Source organism: Kitasatospora sp. NPDC034035 (assembly GCF_055575755.1).
Map to the genome: position 1 here is coordinate 100,863 of NZ_JBVISA010000015.1, position 14,150 is coordinate 115,012.

The window sequence follows — 14,150 nt, forward strand, 5'->3', positions numbered from 1 at the left end:
CCGACGGCACTGCCGCTCAGGTCGCGTCCAGCGCGTCGAGCGTGGCCGGATCGAGGTCGACGACCGGGACGCGAGACAGATGGTCCGACAACTGGCCCAGAGGGACGGAGATGCCGTCGAGGTCGATGTGCTCCTCGACGTAGAAACCGCCTCCGCGCCCGTAGAGGAGCAGGAGCGGGTCGTAGGGGTCGGGCAGCTCGGGGAGGACGACCTTCGTCTCGCGGCGGAACGTGGGCCAGTGCACGGCGCCTCGGCAGGTCTCCCGGATGGTGCGACGCCGGACGGCGCCGGAGAGGTAGGCCTCCAGGTCGGCGGCAACGTCGGAATCGGCGCGGACGGTGGGGTCGATGTGCAGGGCGATGTCGAAGAACGGCCAGAGGCCTGCGGCGTCGAAGGCGTCGGCCCAGAGGGCGGACCGCCGCAGGTACTCGCGCATCAGAGCGGCCCGGGAGCGGAGGTGGGGCTGTGCGCCGTCCCAGTCGCTCCACTCGACCGCACGCAGGCGATCCAGAATGAGACGCGACGGATTCGTCACTTGACGTTCACCCCGTTCCTGCGCAGCTCCTGCTTGATCTCGGAGACCACGGTATCAATGTTCGAAAGGTCGTCCGCGAGCGGCGTCTTGGGCGGCGTCAGCCCCAAGCGGGTCTCCCAGGGGCGGAAATGGCCCTCCACGGAATGCGGCGCCAGATCATGGGCGCCGGCCTTGCTCACGTCCTGCGGGAACAGCTTGTCGTGCGCCTCGTTCCAGACGTCCGGATGCTCCGATACGTAGGGAAGCCCTCCCCTCATCAGCTCGCTCTCGATGTACTCATGGGCCATCAGGGAGCGGAACTCCTTCAGGCCGGCGGCGTCGAGTTTGCCCGCGTGAGCGTCCTGCCAGATCTCCGCGATGTCGTCGCGTGGAGTGAAGAGCCCCCGCTTCGTGTCCAGCGGGCCGACCGCCACCGTGTGCTGCTCCCGGAACAGGTGGGACTTGACTTGGCGGAGGACGGACGGGTCGATGCCGGTGTTCTCGGAGATCTTCGGGAGGTCGACCTTGTTGGGGGTCGCGCGGACCTTCTCGTACACCCCGCCGGCGAACTCCGACGGCTCATGAACCCATCCGGCGCCGCCCCAACCCTCGGTGTCGGGGAACGGAGTCTTGCTCCGGCCGGGTGCGGCGGCGCCGCCGACGGCGCCGAGGACGAGGTCCAAGGGCATGACGGGGCCGGTCTTGAAGGCGGTGTCGTAGCCGTAGGTGAGGCCGGCGCCGGTGACCATGCGGCCGGGGAGGGTGTCGGCGGCGTTGGCGACCTTGGCCAGGCCGGCGAGGGCGACGGAGGCACTCTCCGCGCGCTCGGCGGCGTTGGCGACGACGCGGGCGCCGGCGCCGAGGCCGGCACCGGCGCCGCCCATGATGCCGCCGGTCTTCTCGGCGTCGACGGCCTCCTTGAGGCTGTAGCCGCCGTCGTCGTAGAACTCGACCCGGATGGGCTGGGCGACGGCGACGTCGACGGCGATCGCTTCGACGGCGCCGAACACGACGCCGGTGAGGACGGTGGCGGCGATCATGGCGATGGTCTCGGAGACGGCGACGCCGAGGCCGGCGGCGGTGGCGACGATGCCCGCGGCGGCGGTGACGGCGACGCCTTCGGAGATTCCGACGGTGAAGAAGGCGAGGGCGGTGCCGGCGACCAGGGTCGCGCCGACGATCGCGGCCTCCTCCTCCAGTTTCTTGATCGCCTTGTCCACCTCGGCGGCGAAGTCGCGCAGGGCTTTGGCGAGGCTGCGGCAGGCGGTGGCGGTGTCGGGGAGCCAGCCCTTGCCCTGGCCCGCGCTGTCCTTGCCCCCGTAGTACTGGCCCCAGAACGTGCCGAAGGCGTCGATCGCCGGGCCGTGGTTGTTGGCGACGATCGCGGCGGCGGCCTGGTTGGTGGGCGCGGTGACGTTGTCGATGGCGGTGGCCATCGCCTCCCACGCGTCGGCGACCTTGCGGAGCTTGTCCGGGTCCGCGTCGGGCCACCACATCCCGGTGAGCTTGCGGACGGCCTTCGCCGCCGTGGACTCACCCACCCGCCGCCCCCGTCCGGAAGGGAGCGCCGGTCATGGCGTCATGTTCTTGCGAGCGTGGTTGTCGGCGTCGGTGTGGTTGTCGGCGTGGGCGACCAGGCCGTCGTGGATGCTGGTGAGCCCCTTGACCAGGACGTCGAGCGCGGAGAGCACCTTGTCGTGCGGGCCGTTGTAGGCCTGGGCGAACTCGTTGCCCTGCTTGTCGCCGCCCCACGGGCTGCCGGCCTCGGTGAGGCTCTGCTTGAGCTTGTCGAGCGCTTCCTTGAGCGCCTTGCTCTGGTTCTCGAACGTCGGCGCGGCGTCCTTCAGGTCCCCCGGCCGGATCTTGAACTCCGGCCCGCCGGCTTTCGCCCCGTCGTCCGCCACGGTCTCTCCCCCCGTCCGTCGTCCATCTGACGTGCGATGGGGAAGAAGACTCGGCGGGGCGGGCGGGTTCCAGATGGTTCGTGTGACGAGCAACACTTTGCCGTAGCTGGGCATTTGCTTGACCGGGCCATGGGGTGGGCTGGATGTCAGCGGCGCCAGAAGCCGCGCTTCTTCGGGGTGACGAGCTGCACGACCGACGCGACGAAGAGTTCGGCGACGGGGGAGGGCCCCGGGCCGTGGTTGAGGTGGCTCTCGGTGGTCCACTCGCCGAGGACGGTGCCGGGGCTGCCGTCGAAGGGGTTGAGTGCGTGCTCCAGGGTCACGTAGCGGACGGTCCGGCTGCCCTGGGGGTGGACGGCGGCGACGAAGTGGGCCTCGGTGGCGCCGACCGGGCTGGGCAGGGTGACCAGCAGCATGTGGTGGCCGTCGACCGACAGGTGGCGGCAGTCGAGGCCGTGGGTGGGTAGGCGGTCCTCGGGCGGAAGGGTCCCGCCGAGGTCGTCCCAGATCTTGGTGACGACGGGCAGCAGGCTGCCGCCGTCCGGGGCCGGGGTGGCCACGCGCGGGCCGAACTCCAGTACCTGGCGGGCGAGCTCGCGGTGGACGAAGCGGTAGTGGTGGGGCCGGGGGTTCGTCATGGGCAACACCGTAGCGAACGGCTCGGAGCGGGAAGTCGGCCCGTCCGACTTCCCGCTCCGGTCGGCGAGTTGACCAGCTGTCTTGTGACATGACGATCCGTCAGAGTCCGTCAGAGTCCGTCAGGGTCCGTCGGGATCTGTTCGGAAATCGACGGTCACTGGCTGCCCTTGAGGTTGAGCACGACCACCCCGACGATCACCAGCGCGATCCCCAGCCACTGCAGCCGCCCGAGCGACTCGCCGAAGGCGAGCACGCCGATCCCGGCGACCGCCGCCGTCCCGGCCCCCGACCAGACCGCGTAGGCGACCGAGACCGGGATGTGCTTGAGCGCGCGGCCGAGCAGCAGGAAGGAGAGCGCGTAGCCGATGCCGACCGCCAGGCTCGGCCAGAGGCGGGTGAACCCGTCGGTGAGTTTGAGGCAGCTGGTGGCGCAGACCTCGCTCAGGATGGCGAGGGCGAGCAGGACGTAGGGCATGTCGGTGTCAAACCGCCGGGGCGGCGGTGAGCTTCCCGAGCAGCGCGAGGTCGGCCTGCTCCAGGCTGGCGAGCAGCGTGATCCGCTTCCCGTCCGGTATCGGCGTCGCGGTGGACGGCACGGCGAGCACGGCGCAGCCGGCCGCGCTCGCGGAGGCGACCCCGGTCGGGGTGTCCTCGACGGCGAGGCAGACGGCCGGGTCCAGGCCCAGCCGCTCGGCGGCGGCGAGGTACGGGTCGGGGGCGGGCTTGGTGCGCTCGGTGTCCTCGGCGGCCAGGGTGACGGCGAACCAGTCCCGGCCGATGGCGGACAGCACGAGGTCGACCACCCGGCGCGGGGAGGCGGAGACCAGCGCGGTGGGCACCCGGGCGTCCCGCAGCGAGGCGAGCAGGGTGAGCGCGCCGGGGCGCGGCACCGTCTCGACGGCGACCTTGCCGGCGAAGGACTCGCCCAGCCGGGCGGCGAGTTCGGCCTCGTCGAGGGTGGTGCCGCTGACCCGGTGGAGGTGGGCGGCAGTGTGCTCGACGGCCTGGCCGAGCACCTCGGGGGCGTCCTCGTCGGTGAGCGGGTGGCCGAGTTCCTCGGCGATCTCGGCGGCGGTCTGCCACCACAACTGCTCGGTGTCGACCAGGGTGCCGTCCATGTCGAAGAGGACGGCGGCGGGCAGGGCGGCCTCGGACGAGGCGGCGGATTCGGGCAGGACGGATTCAGGCATGGCGGTACCTTCGGTGGTTCTCAACGTCGGAGCAGGGACGTGCAAGGCTCTCAGGCCGGGCGGCGGTCCACCAGCACGGGGCGCTCGGGCAGGGTGAGCTCGGCGCGCGAGCCGGCCGGCAGCGCGGCGGTGGCCTCGGTGGGCAGGTCGGCCTTGACCTCGGTGCCGTCGTCGAGGCGGACGGTGAGCCGGGTGACGGCGCCCAGGAAGGACGCGGAGACCACCAGCGCGGGGCCGTTCTCGGCGGGTGTCAGGGTGACGTTCTCCGGGCGGACCAGCACCTGCAGCTCGCCGTCGGCCGGGATCTCGCCGTCCACCGTGTGGCGGCGGCCGAGCACCTCGACGCCGTCCGAGGTGCGGGTGCACGGGATGCGGCTCATGGTGCCGACGAACTCGGCGACGAAGGCGGTGGCCGGCCGGCCGTACAGCTCGGACGGGGTGGCGCACTGCTCCAGCCTGCCCGCGCGCAGCACCGCGACCCGGTCGGCCATCGACAGCGCCTCCTCCTGGTCGTGGGTGACGAACAGGGTGGTGATGCCCAACTCCTGTTGCAGGCGCCGGATCTCCTCGCGCAGCTGCAGCCGGACCTTGGCGTCCAGCGCGGACAGCGGCTCGTCGAGCAGCAGCACACGCGGCTGCAGGGCGAGCGCGCGGGCGAGCGCGATGCGCTGCTGCTGGCCGCCGGACATCTGGTGCGGGTAGTGCTCGGCGCGGTGCGGCAGGCCGACCAGCTCCAGCAGCTCCTGGGCGCGCTTGCGGCGGTCGGCCTTGCCGGCGCCGCGCATCCGCAGCCCGAAGGCGACGTTGTCCAGCGCGGTCAGGTGCGGGAAGAGGCTGTACGACTGGAACACCATGCCCGCGTCGCGCTTGTGCGCGGGGATCGCGGTGATGTCCTGGCCGTCGACCAGGACCTCGCCCGAGTCGTGCTGCTCGAAGCCGGCCAGGATGCGCAGCGCGGTGGTCTTGCCGCAGCCGGACGGGCCGAGCAGGGCGAGCAGTTCGCCGGGGTGGACGGTGAGGTCCAGGCCGTCGAGGGCGGTGGTGGCGCCGAACGAGCGGCGCAGCGAGCGGAACTCGACGGTGGCGCTGCCGGGGGCGAGCGCGACGCCGGTGACGGGGGCGGGGGCCGTGGTCATGGCTGGTGACTCCTGGAAAACGTGGGGCGGTTCAGGACCGTAAGGGCGGTGCGCTCAGGAGCGCGCGGCCTTGCGGCCGCGGCCGACGGCGGACATCAGCAGCAGGACGACCCAGACGATCAGCAGGCTGAGCATCGAGACCGCGACGGACATCTGGCCGTCGCTCTTGCCGTTGGAGTTGATCCACACCGAGAAGGGGGCGAAGCCGAGGATGGAGGCGGTGGTGAACTCGCCGAGCACCAGGGCGACGGTGAGCACGGCCGCGTTCAGCAGGGCGCTGCGCAGGTTCGGCAGGACGACGGTGAACACCGCGCGCAGCCAGCCGGCGCCGCAGTTGCGGGCGGCCTCGACCAGGGTGACGACGTCCACGCCGCGCAGCCCGGCGTCGATCGCCCGGTAGGCGAAGGGCAGCGCCATCAGCACGTACGCGATGACCAGGACGATCGGGAAGTCCGGGTTCTGGATCGCCACGATGGTCTGGAACAGCGGGGTGTCCTGCAGGTAGTCCGGGCCCCAGCGCAGTACACCGATGATGCCGGTGGTGAGCGCCACCACCGGGACGACCAGCGGCATCGAGCACATCACCTCGATGACCGGGCGCAGTCTGGGCGCGCCGAGCCGGGCGGCGAGCATCGCCGGGACGAGCAGGAGCAGCAGCACCGCGACGGTGACGCCGGCCAGTTCGAGGCTGAGCACCAGGCTGTCGGTGAAGCCGGGGGCGTTCAGCAGCTCGGTGTAGGCGCGGAAGGTGGTGCCGCCCTTGTTGTCGTCGATGCTGAACCACAGCGAGGCGGCCATCGGCACGGCGAAGTAGACGGCGCAGACCAGCAGGACCAGGCCGCGGCCGAAACGGATGCGATCGATCAGGCGAGCCACTTGGCACTCCGGCGCTGAAGGGGCAGGTACACGGCCATCACCAGGCAGGCGACCACGATCATGTCGAGGCCGAGGGCGAGGGCGAGGTTGCCCTGGCCGACCAGGACGTTGCCGGACAGTGCGTCGCCGATCTGCATCGAGATCAGCGGCACCGAACTGCCCACCATGGCCTCGGCGGTGGCGTACGCGGCGAAGGAGGCGCCGAACAGCAGCACGAAGCCGCCGAGCAGCGAGGGCAGCAGGACGGGCAGCGCCACGTGCCGCCAGTACTGCAGGGAGGTGGCGCCGTTGTTGTAGGCGGCCTCGCGCCACTGGACGCGCAGGCCCTCCAGGGCCGGGGTGATGGTGATGACCATCAGCGGGACCAGGAAGTAGAGGTAGACCACCGAGAGGCCGGAGAAGGTGTAGAGGCTCCAGCCGTGCTTGGTCAGGCCGAGCTTCTTGGTGACCTCGCCGGAGTTGCCGAGGGTGGCGACGAACATGAAGGCGAGCGGCACGCCGCCGAAGTTGGCGAGCACGCCGGAGGCCGACATCACCGCCTCGCGGAACATCCGGAACCGGGAGGTCGCCACGGCCTGGGCCAGCGGCAGGCCGACCACGGTGGCGATCAGCGCGGTCAGCAGCGAGAGCTTCACGCTGCCCCACAGGGCGGTCCAGTAGGCGCCCTGGAGGGAGCCGGTCAGGTTGGCGGCGGTGAAGGTGCCGCCGCCGTCGGGCGCGTCCGAGGAGGTGGTGAACGCGCCGATGGCGATCGCCACGGCCGGCAGGCCGAAGCCGATCACGAAGAACAGCAGGAGGGGGAGGGCGGCGAGCCAGGCTCGGCTGCCGCCGGCCCGGCGCTTGCCGGGGCGGGGGGCCTTGGCGGCCGTGGTGACGGGGGTGACGGAGCCGGCGATGGCGCCTCCGCCGCTCTGGGCGGCGGAGGCGGAGGCCGGCACCGGGGTGGGTGCCGTGGTCATCTCAGGTCAGCCCGCGATCGCCTTGGCCCAGTTCTCGGTCACGACCTTCTTGGCCGCGTCCGTCTGGTCCTGGGTCGGGAAGGTGGTGAAGGGCTTCTCGACCGGCGGGAGCTTGGCCGAGGCGGCCGCGTCCAGGGTGCCGGCGGCCTTCATGGCGTCGAACAGCGCCGGGGTGGCGTAGCCGCCGAGGAAACCGTTCTGGCCCTGGGCGCTGTAGAGGTACTCCTCCCACAGGCGGGCGGCCGCCGGGTGCGGGGCGTCCTTGTTGATCGCCTGGTTGTAGTACTGGGCGTAGGAGCCGTCCGACGGGATGGCCACCTGCCAGTCGATGCCCTTGTCCTTGAACTTGTCGGCGTAGCCGGCGTTCAGGTACGACCAGTCGATGCTGATCGGGGTCTCGCCCTTCTCGATGGTCGCCGGGGTGACCTCGACCGGGTTGAAGTTGCCGGTCTGCTTGACCTTGCCGAAGAAGTCGATGCCCGGCTGGATGTTGTCCAGCGAGCCGCCGTTGGCGAGCGCGGCCGCGTACACGGCGCCGAAGGCGGCACCGGCCTTGGTCGGGTTGCCGTTCAGGGCGACCATGCCCTTGTAGTCGGGCTTCAGCAGCTCGGCGAAGGTCTTCGGGCAGACGGACACCTTCTTGGCGTCGCAGCCGATCGACATGTAGCCGCCGTAGTCGTTGTAGCTCAGGCCGTTGGCGTCCTTCATGGTGGCCGGGATCTTGTCGAAGTCGGTCACCTTGTAGGGGGCCAGCAGGCCCTGCTTGCCGGCGCTGATCGCGAAGGCGGAGCCGAGGTCGACGACGTCGGGGGCGCGGTCCTGGCCCTTGCGGGAGGTGACCGCGTTGATCTCGTCCTGGCTGGAGCCGTCCGGGTTCTCGTCCTCGATCTCGATGCCGTACTTGGCCTTGAAGTCGTCCATCAGCTTGCCGTAGTTCGCCCAGTCGCGCGGCAGCGTGATGACGTGCAGCTTGCCCTCCTTCTTGGCGGCGGCGACCAGGCCGTCCATGCCGCCGAAGTCGGCGACCGAGGTGGCGGTCTTGGCGTTCTTGCCGCCCGCGGCGTCGCCGGACTTCGCGGAGGAGCCGGCGGAGCCGCAGGCGGTGAGGGAGAGCGCGGCAGCGGTCAGGACGGCCGCGAAGGCGGCGGAGCGGGCGCGGTGCACGGACACGGGTCAGTCTCCTGAGAAGGGGGAACTGCGAGTGGGCGTCTCGATCGGGGGATCTGGCGAGTGGCGGTCCGGAGTGATTTCCGGAGTCGTTTCCGGAGTCGTCCGGGCTACGGGGGCTGTTCGGAACCGTCCGAGTTGACTAGCCAACTTCGCTGACGGGGGTAAGTACGCCGCAGTCCGGTGACGGGAAGGTGAACAGACGGCCCAGAACCGGGGTCGGCTGCGGGAACGGTGGAATCCGGCCACCGGAGCGTGATCCGTTCGGTGCCATGCTTCGAAAGCGCAGCGGGATAAGGTCGGGCTGTCCGCGCCGGTACGGCTGCGCAGGACACTGCCCCAGGAGGGACATTGACTGACGTGGCAACCGAGCCCCAGCGCCCCGCCGCGACCGAGCCCCAGCGCCCCGCCGCGACCGAGGAGCGAACCTCCGGAGCCCTGTACCGGAAGGTGGCCGCCGACCTGCGCGAGGCCATCACCACCGGCGCGTACGGCGAGGCCGGCCGGCTGCCCGCCGAAGGCGCGCTGGCCGAGCAGTACGGCGTCTCCCGAGGCACCGTCCGCCAGGCGCTCGCCGTACTGCGCTCCGACGGACTGGTCACCTCCCGCCGCGGCACCCGCCGGGTCGTGCTCGGCGGCGCCCGGGTACAGAGCTTCTCCGAACTGCTCAGCTTCACGCACTGGGCCTACTCGATGGGCGAGGAGCCCGGCGGCATCCTCGACTCGCTGGTGCGCCGCCCGGCCGACGCCGCCGAACGCGAGCAACTGCGCCTGGAACCGGGCGCCGAGGTGTACGTGACGGTCCGACTGCGCACGCTCTCCGGCACGCCCGTGATGGTCGAGCGCACCGTCTACCCGCCGAGGGTCGGCGAGATCGTCGCCGAACTGCCCCCGGACGTGGTCTCCCACACCGAAGTCCTGCGCGAGCACGGCATCCTGTTCACCGACGCCGACCACACCATCGACATCGTCGCCGCCAACGCCGAGGACGCCCGACTGCTCGGCTGCCGCCGGGGCAGCCCGCTGCTGCGCGAACGGCGCCGGACCACCGACCCGACGGGCACGCCCGTGGAATGGTCCCAGGACCGCTACCTGCCCGGGACGGTGGCCTTCAGCGTGCACAACTCCCTGGCCACCTCGGCGCTTTCGCGGCACGCGCGGGAGATGGACTGAGCCACCTCCCGTGCGCTCCGCGTGCTTCGTGCGCTCTGCGGGGTCAGCGCATGAGGGAGGCGAGCAGCGGGCGGTAGTGGTCGAAGCCGGGGGTCGCGGCGCCGGCCACCTTCGCCTGCTCGTCCCAGCGCCGCACCGCCACCGCGTCCGTGGCGCCCGGGAGTTCGGCGAACTCGGTGGCCTGCCGGTCGGACATCGGGCCGCCCTGGACGGCCAGCGTGTACTCGGAGGCCTCGGACAGCCGCTCCCGGTATCCGGGCTCGACCGCGCACAGGTAGCGCTTGGCGGCCACGTGCAGCCGGACCGGCTCGGTGACCTCCGGGCCGAACCAGCGGGCCAGCCAGTCGGCGCCGGTGTGGCTGTGCCGATTGTCCTGACCCCGCATCAGATCCTGTCCGTGCAGGGAACCTTGGCCGTGTTCGTCAAAGAAGTGGCCGACGTCGTGCAGCAGGGCGGCGGCGACCAGGTGGTCCGGCGCGCCGACGGCCTCGGCGGCAGCGGCGGCCTGCAGCATGTGCTCGGCCATGGTGACCTCCTCGCCCAGGTACTCCCCGGCGCTCTCGCCCGCGAACAGCCCGGCGATCGCGTCCAGGGCGGCGGTGCGGCGGTGCAGCACGGCGAGGGTGGAGGACAGCGAGTCCAGGTCGGCGTAGCAGCCCTGGAGGTGTCGGCGACCGTCCTGTCGGAACGCCGTACGGGCGTGCAGGAGACGGGTGTTGTCGAAGATCAGGCAGTCGCCGGGGCCGAGGCGGAAGGCGAGCTGCAACTCGGGGCGCAGGGTGATCGCGGCGAAGCGGCGGTAGGCGGCGTAGAAGGCTTCCCGGTCGCCTCCCCGGAGGGTGCCGATCGAGCGGTTGTTGAACCTGACCTCGCGGATCCGGCCGAGGGGGTCCACGTCGATCAGCGGACGGTCGGCACGCAGCTCGGTGCGGCGGTCGCGGAAGACGAAGGGGACGGGCGTACGGGTCAGCGTCGCGAAGTCCGCCGGTGACTCCGCCCGGAGCACCGCCGCCGCCTTGAACCCGTCCACCAGCCCGGAGTCCCCGCCGGTCGCCGCGTTCTCCAGGCAGTGCAGCAGCTGCAGCGTCGGCACCGGGTCGCGGTACGGGTTGTCGGTGTGCGGTGCGATCGCGGCGCTGGTGAAGGCGAGGTTGTTCGGGTCCGGCTCGACCCGGACGTCGAACAGCTCCCCGTAGTTGGTGACCCGGACGTACCCGAAGCTCTCCGCCACCCGCAGCACCTGCCCCGTCACGACCGGCACCCCGCGCAGCACCGCGAACCCGCTGCGGCGGACGGCGCTCAGGACGGCGGCCTGCTCGGCGGGGTCGGCGAGGTACGCCGCCCACTCCGCCTCGGGGATGCCGCGGGCGAAGTCCGCCGCCGCCCAGAGCCGCTTGCCGTCCTCGGTGCGCCCGTCTCCCTCGTCCGCCTCGTCGAGCCATTCCGGCGCGTACCGGGACCGGTGCCCGTCCGACCAGAGCACCTCCAGGTGCCCGTCGGTCTCGGTGCTCGCCGCGATGCTCAGGCCCTCCGGCAGATCGCCGATCCGGAACAGCTTCTGCCCGTTCCGGGGATCCCGGCACTCGGCGCAGGGGCAGTTGTCGCGCAGCCAGTACGGCGGCAGCTCGGTCATCGGTGGTCTCCTCCTCGGCGGCAGCCCTGCCGGTAAAGTTGTATAGCCAACTCGGCCTCCGGCAGGGAGCCTGCCGCTCCCCGGTGAGTTCCGCGTGCCCGTCGGATGAACGTCCGGGGAACTGTCCGTCGAGACCGCCGCCAAATCTCTTGTGCCCATGGCCCCGACCTGCTCGGATATGCCGGTGCTCGATCAAGATCAGACCCCGGCCGGTGACGTCCTGGTGGACGTCACCCCCGCCGCCCCGACCCCGCCCCCACCGGCCGCGCTCCCGCCGCAGGCTCTGGCTGACCCTGGCCGCACTCGGGGTCGCCGGAGTCACCACCCTCGCTGTGGTCTTCGCCGACAACATCGCCGCCTTCGGTGCGTACCGCTACAGCCCGCCGAAGGACTTCCTGGGGGTGCCGAGCGTCCCCGCGGAACGGCTCCCCAAGATCTCGCCGCTCCTGGCCGATGCGAAGGTCAGCGGCTACCAGGCCGCGGACAGGACGCGGACCGTCCTCCTGGCTGTTCGCGAGCTGCCCTCCATCGCGCCCTCGGCCGAGATCGACCACATGACCACCCTGGCGAGCACCGGCCAGCACGTCGTGGGCCTGCGCACCGTCGATCCGGGCGACCGCGACGGCGTCATGAGATGCGGTCACGGCACCGACATGAAGAAGGCCGGGAAGCCCCAGGACCTCGGGTTCTGTACCTGGGTCGACGGCAGCATGGCGGCCATCTACGTCGAGCACTACGACGACATCACGCTCGACAGCGACACCCTCGCCGACCACGCCCGCACGTTCCGCCACCTCGCCGAGGTCCCGTCCTAGCAGGTCCGGCGCCTCACAGCTCCAGCACCAGGACATCGTGCTCCGCCGCACCCTCCCACGGAACCGCCGCACCCACCCTGCGGTAGCCCCACGCCCGATAGGCGGCCTGGGCCGCCGTCGCCTCCGGCCGGCTGTTCAGCATCACGCGCCGGCTCTCCAACCCGTCCACCAGCGCGCGGTGCATCGCGGTGGCGACGCCCCGCCTGCGCCAGGCGGGTCTGGCGGCCGGTGGCGGTGGCGGCTGACTTCTCGGAGGCTTATCCGCTGATCGTGCGGCGGGGCGGGGAACTGGTCGAGGCGCAGGACGATACCCCGGTGGCGTTGTTGCGGAAGGGGAGCGGTCGTCATCGGCGGTCGCTTCCTCCGTCTGGCTGACAGGTGCGGGTCGGAGCGCGTTTTGGCGTGGGGGAGTTCGGCGTGTTGCGGCAGTGTCGGGATGGATTTTGTCCTGATAGGTGAGAGGCGGCCGGGCATGGCTCATGCCGATACGAATTCGAGTACGGGAGCCTCCGGGCATACCGGGCTCAAGCGCGAGGTCGGGGTCGCCGGGCTGCTGTGGGCCTCGGTCGGCGCGATCATCGGCTCCGGGTGGCTGTTCGGGGCGCAGAAGGCGGCGGTGGCGGCGGGGCCGGCGGCGTTGGTGTCGTGGGGGGTCGGCGCGGTGGCGATCATCCTGCTGGCGCTGGTGCACGCCGAGCTGGGTGGGCTGTTCCCGGTGGCGGGCGGGACGGCGCGGTATCCGCACTACGCCTTCGGCGGGTTCGCGGGGATGTCCTTCGGCTGGTTCACCTGGCTGCAGGCGGCGACGATCGCGCCGATCGAGGTGCAGGCGATGATCAACTACGCCCAGCACTGGTCCTGGGCGGACGGCCTGCTGAACAAGAACCTGACGCTCACCGCCGCAGGGTTCGTGGTCGCGGCCGCGCTGATGGGTGTCTTCGTCGCGATCAACTTCCTCGGCGTCAGGCTCCTCGCCCACACCAACAGCGTGGCCACCGTGTGGAAGGTCGCCGTCCCGATCCTGACCATCTTCGCGCTCGGGATCACCGAGTTCCACGGCTCCAACTTCAGCGTCCACGGCTTCGCACCGGACGGCGCCAAGGGCGTGCTCGCCGCGATCAGCACCAGCGGGGTGATCTTCGCGCTGCTCGGCTTCGAGCAGGCCATCCAGTGGGCCGGCGAGAGCCGCAACCCCCGGCGGGACATCCCCCGGGCCGTCCTGGGGTCGGTGGTGATCGGCACGATCATCTACGTCATGCTCCAGGTGGTGTTCATCGGCGCCCTGCCGCCGGACACCTTCGCCGGCGGCTGGGGCACGCTCACCTACCCCGGCATCAGCGGACCGTTCGCGGGCCTCGCCACCCTGATCGGCCTGGGCTGGCTGGCCACCGTCCTGTTCATCGACGCGATCATCTCGCCCGCCGGCACCGGGCTGGTCTACATGACCTCCAGCTCGCGGGTGACGTACGGCCTGAGCCGCAACGGCTACGCCCCACAGGCCCTGCAGTACACCGACAAGCGCTCGGTGCCCTGGCTGGGCCTGATCATCGCCTGGGTCGCCGGGGTGATCTGCTTCCTGCCCTTCCCGAGCTGGCAGCGGCTGGTCGGCTTCATCACCTCGGCCGTCGTGCTGATGTACGCGGGTGCGCCGCTGGCCTTCGGCGTGCTGCGCAAGCGGCTGCCGGGGATGGAGCGCTCGTACCACCTGCCCGGCGGCACGGTCATCTCGCCGCTGGCCTTCGTGGTGGCGAGCCTGGTCATCTACTGGTCGGGCTGGGACACCCTGTGGCGCCTCGGCCTGGCGATCGTGATCGGGTACGTGCTGCTCGGCGGCTACTCCGCGTACGCCGCGTCCAAGGGAGTGCCGAACGCGCCGCGGATGGACTTCAAGGCGGGGCAGTGGCTGCCGGTCTACCTGGTCGGGATGGGGATCGTCTCCTGGCAGGGCACCTTCGGCGAGGGCTCGCAGGGGAACCTGCCGCTGTGGTGGGACATCGGCGTCGTGGTGGTGTTCTCGCTGGTCGTCTACTACTGGGCGCTGGCGGTCGCGCTGCCCACGGAGGAGATCGAGCGGAACATCCGGGGCGTCGAGGTGGTGGACGCCGGCGGGCACTGAGGCGTCCCGGAGCGGGTGCGGCCCCCGG

At 71.4% G+C, this 14,150-nt stretch carries 16 protein-coding genes; 4 read left to right on the plus strand and 12 right to left on the minus strand.

What is annotated here, in order from left to right; all coding sequences use genetic code 11:
* Nucleotides 1–16: 16 nt before the first annotated feature.
* From ACZ52J_RS22185 to ACZ52J_RS22230, 10 genes are all read right to left on the minus strand, one after another.
* The gene (locus ACZ52J_RS22185) at nt 17–535 is read right to left on the minus strand and encodes a hypothetical protein (protein WP_465621018.1); all 519 of its coding nucleotides are present in this window, start codon (nt 533–535) and stop codon (nt 17–19) included.
* A complete protein-coding gene (locus ACZ52J_RS22190; protein ID WP_465621020.1) occupies nt 532–2,055 on the minus strand; it encodes a WXG100-like domain-containing protein in 1,524 nt (507 codons plus the stop codon). Before ACZ52J_RS22190 ends, ACZ52J_RS22185 begins: the two co-directional genes overlap by 4 nt.
* Before the next feature lie 30 nt (nt 2,056–2,085).
* Nucleotides 2,086–2,418, minus strand: a complete 333-nt coding sequence (locus ACZ52J_RS22195; protein WP_465621022.1) for a WXG100 family type VII secretion target — start codon at nt 2,416–2,418, stop codon at nt 2,086–2,088.
* A 146-nt stretch (nt 2,419–2,564) separates the two neighbouring features.
* A complete protein-coding gene (locus tag ACZ52J_RS22200) occupies nt 2,565–3,056 on the minus strand; it encodes a hypothetical protein (protein ID WP_465621024.1) in 492 nt (163 codons plus the stop codon).
* A 155-nt stretch (nt 3,057–3,211) separates the two neighbouring features.
* On the minus strand, nt 3,212–3,532 hold the full coding sequence (locus tag ACZ52J_RS22205; RefSeq protein ID WP_465621026.1) for a DMT family transporter: 321 nt from the start codon (nt 3,530–3,532) through the stop codon (nt 3,212–3,214).
* A gap of 7 nt (nt 3,533–3,539) precedes the next feature.
* Complete coding sequence (locus tag ACZ52J_RS22210; RefSeq protein ID WP_465621028.1) at nt 3,540–4,247, minus strand: HAD family hydrolase; 708 nt, start codon at nt 4,245–4,247, stop codon at nt 3,540–3,542.
* 50 nt (nt 4,248–4,297) lie between these two features.
* On the minus strand, nt 4,298–5,383 hold the full coding sequence (locus ACZ52J_RS22215; RefSeq protein ID WP_465621029.1) for an ABC transporter ATP-binding protein: 1,086 nt from the start codon (nt 5,381–5,383) through the stop codon (nt 4,298–4,300).
* 54 nt (nt 5,384–5,437) lie between these two features.
* On the minus strand, nt 5,438–6,247 hold the full coding sequence (locus ACZ52J_RS22220) for an ABC transporter permease (protein WP_396289799.1): 810 nt from the start codon (nt 6,245–6,247) through the stop codon (nt 5,438–5,440).
* Nucleotides 6,247–7,218: an ABC transporter permease gene (locus ACZ52J_RS22225; protein WP_465621031.1), complete on the minus strand. Its 972-nt coding sequence runs from the start codon at nt 7,216–7,218 to the stop codon at nt 6,247–6,249. Before ACZ52J_RS22225 ends, ACZ52J_RS22220 begins: the two co-directional genes overlap by 1 nt.
* Before the next feature lie 6 nt (nt 7,219–7,224).
* Nucleotides 7,225–8,388, minus strand: coding sequence for an ABC transporter substrate-binding protein (locus ACZ52J_RS22230; protein ID WP_465621033.1), 1,164 nt, complete (start codon nt 8,386–8,388; stop codon nt 7,225–7,227).
* 435 nt (nt 8,389–8,823) lie between these two features.
* On the opposite strand from ACZ52J_RS22230, the gene ACZ52J_RS22235 reads away from it, so the two are divergent.
* On the plus strand, nt 8,824–9,558 hold the full coding sequence (locus ACZ52J_RS22235; RefSeq protein WP_465621179.1) for a GntR family transcriptional regulator: 735 nt from the start codon (nt 8,824–8,826) through the stop codon (nt 9,556–9,558).
* Between the two features lie 43 nt (nt 9,559–9,601).
* Here ACZ52J_RS22235 and tmpA read toward each other — a convergent pair whose 3' ends face one another.
* On the minus strand, nt 9,602–11,191 hold the full coding sequence (gene tmpA, locus ACZ52J_RS22240) for a 2-trimethylaminoethylphosphonate dioxygenase (protein WP_465621035.1): 1,590 nt from the start codon (nt 11,189–11,191) through the stop codon (nt 9,602–9,604).
* A gap of 212 nt (nt 11,192–11,403) precedes the next feature.
* Between tmpA and ACZ52J_RS22245 the strand changes: the two genes are divergently transcribed.
* Entirely contained in the window at nt 11,404–12,006 is a 603-nt protein-coding gene (locus ACZ52J_RS22245) for a hypothetical protein (RefSeq protein ID WP_465621037.1), read from the plus strand.
* Between the two features lie 13 nt (nt 12,007–12,019).
* On the opposite strand, the gene ACZ52J_RS22250 is transcribed toward ACZ52J_RS22245, so the two are convergent.
* Nucleotides 12,020–12,151, minus strand: coding sequence for a hypothetical protein (locus ACZ52J_RS22250; protein WP_465621039.1), 132 nt, complete (start codon nt 12,149–12,151; stop codon nt 12,020–12,022).
* Nucleotides 12,152–12,234: 83 nt separating this feature from the next.
* Between ACZ52J_RS22250 and ACZ52J_RS22255 the strand changes: the two genes are divergently transcribed.
* Nucleotides 12,235–12,381, plus strand: a complete 147-nt coding sequence (locus tag ACZ52J_RS22255) for a hypothetical protein (protein ID WP_465621041.1) — start codon at nt 12,235–12,237, stop codon at nt 12,379–12,381.
* 97 nt (nt 12,382–12,478) lie between these two features.
* On the plus strand, nt 12,479–14,122 hold the full coding sequence (locus tag ACZ52J_RS22260) for an APC family permease (RefSeq protein ID WP_465621043.1): 1,644 nt from the start codon (nt 12,479–12,481) through the stop codon (nt 14,120–14,122).
* The last annotated feature ends 28 nt before the right edge of the window (nt 14,123–14,150 follow it).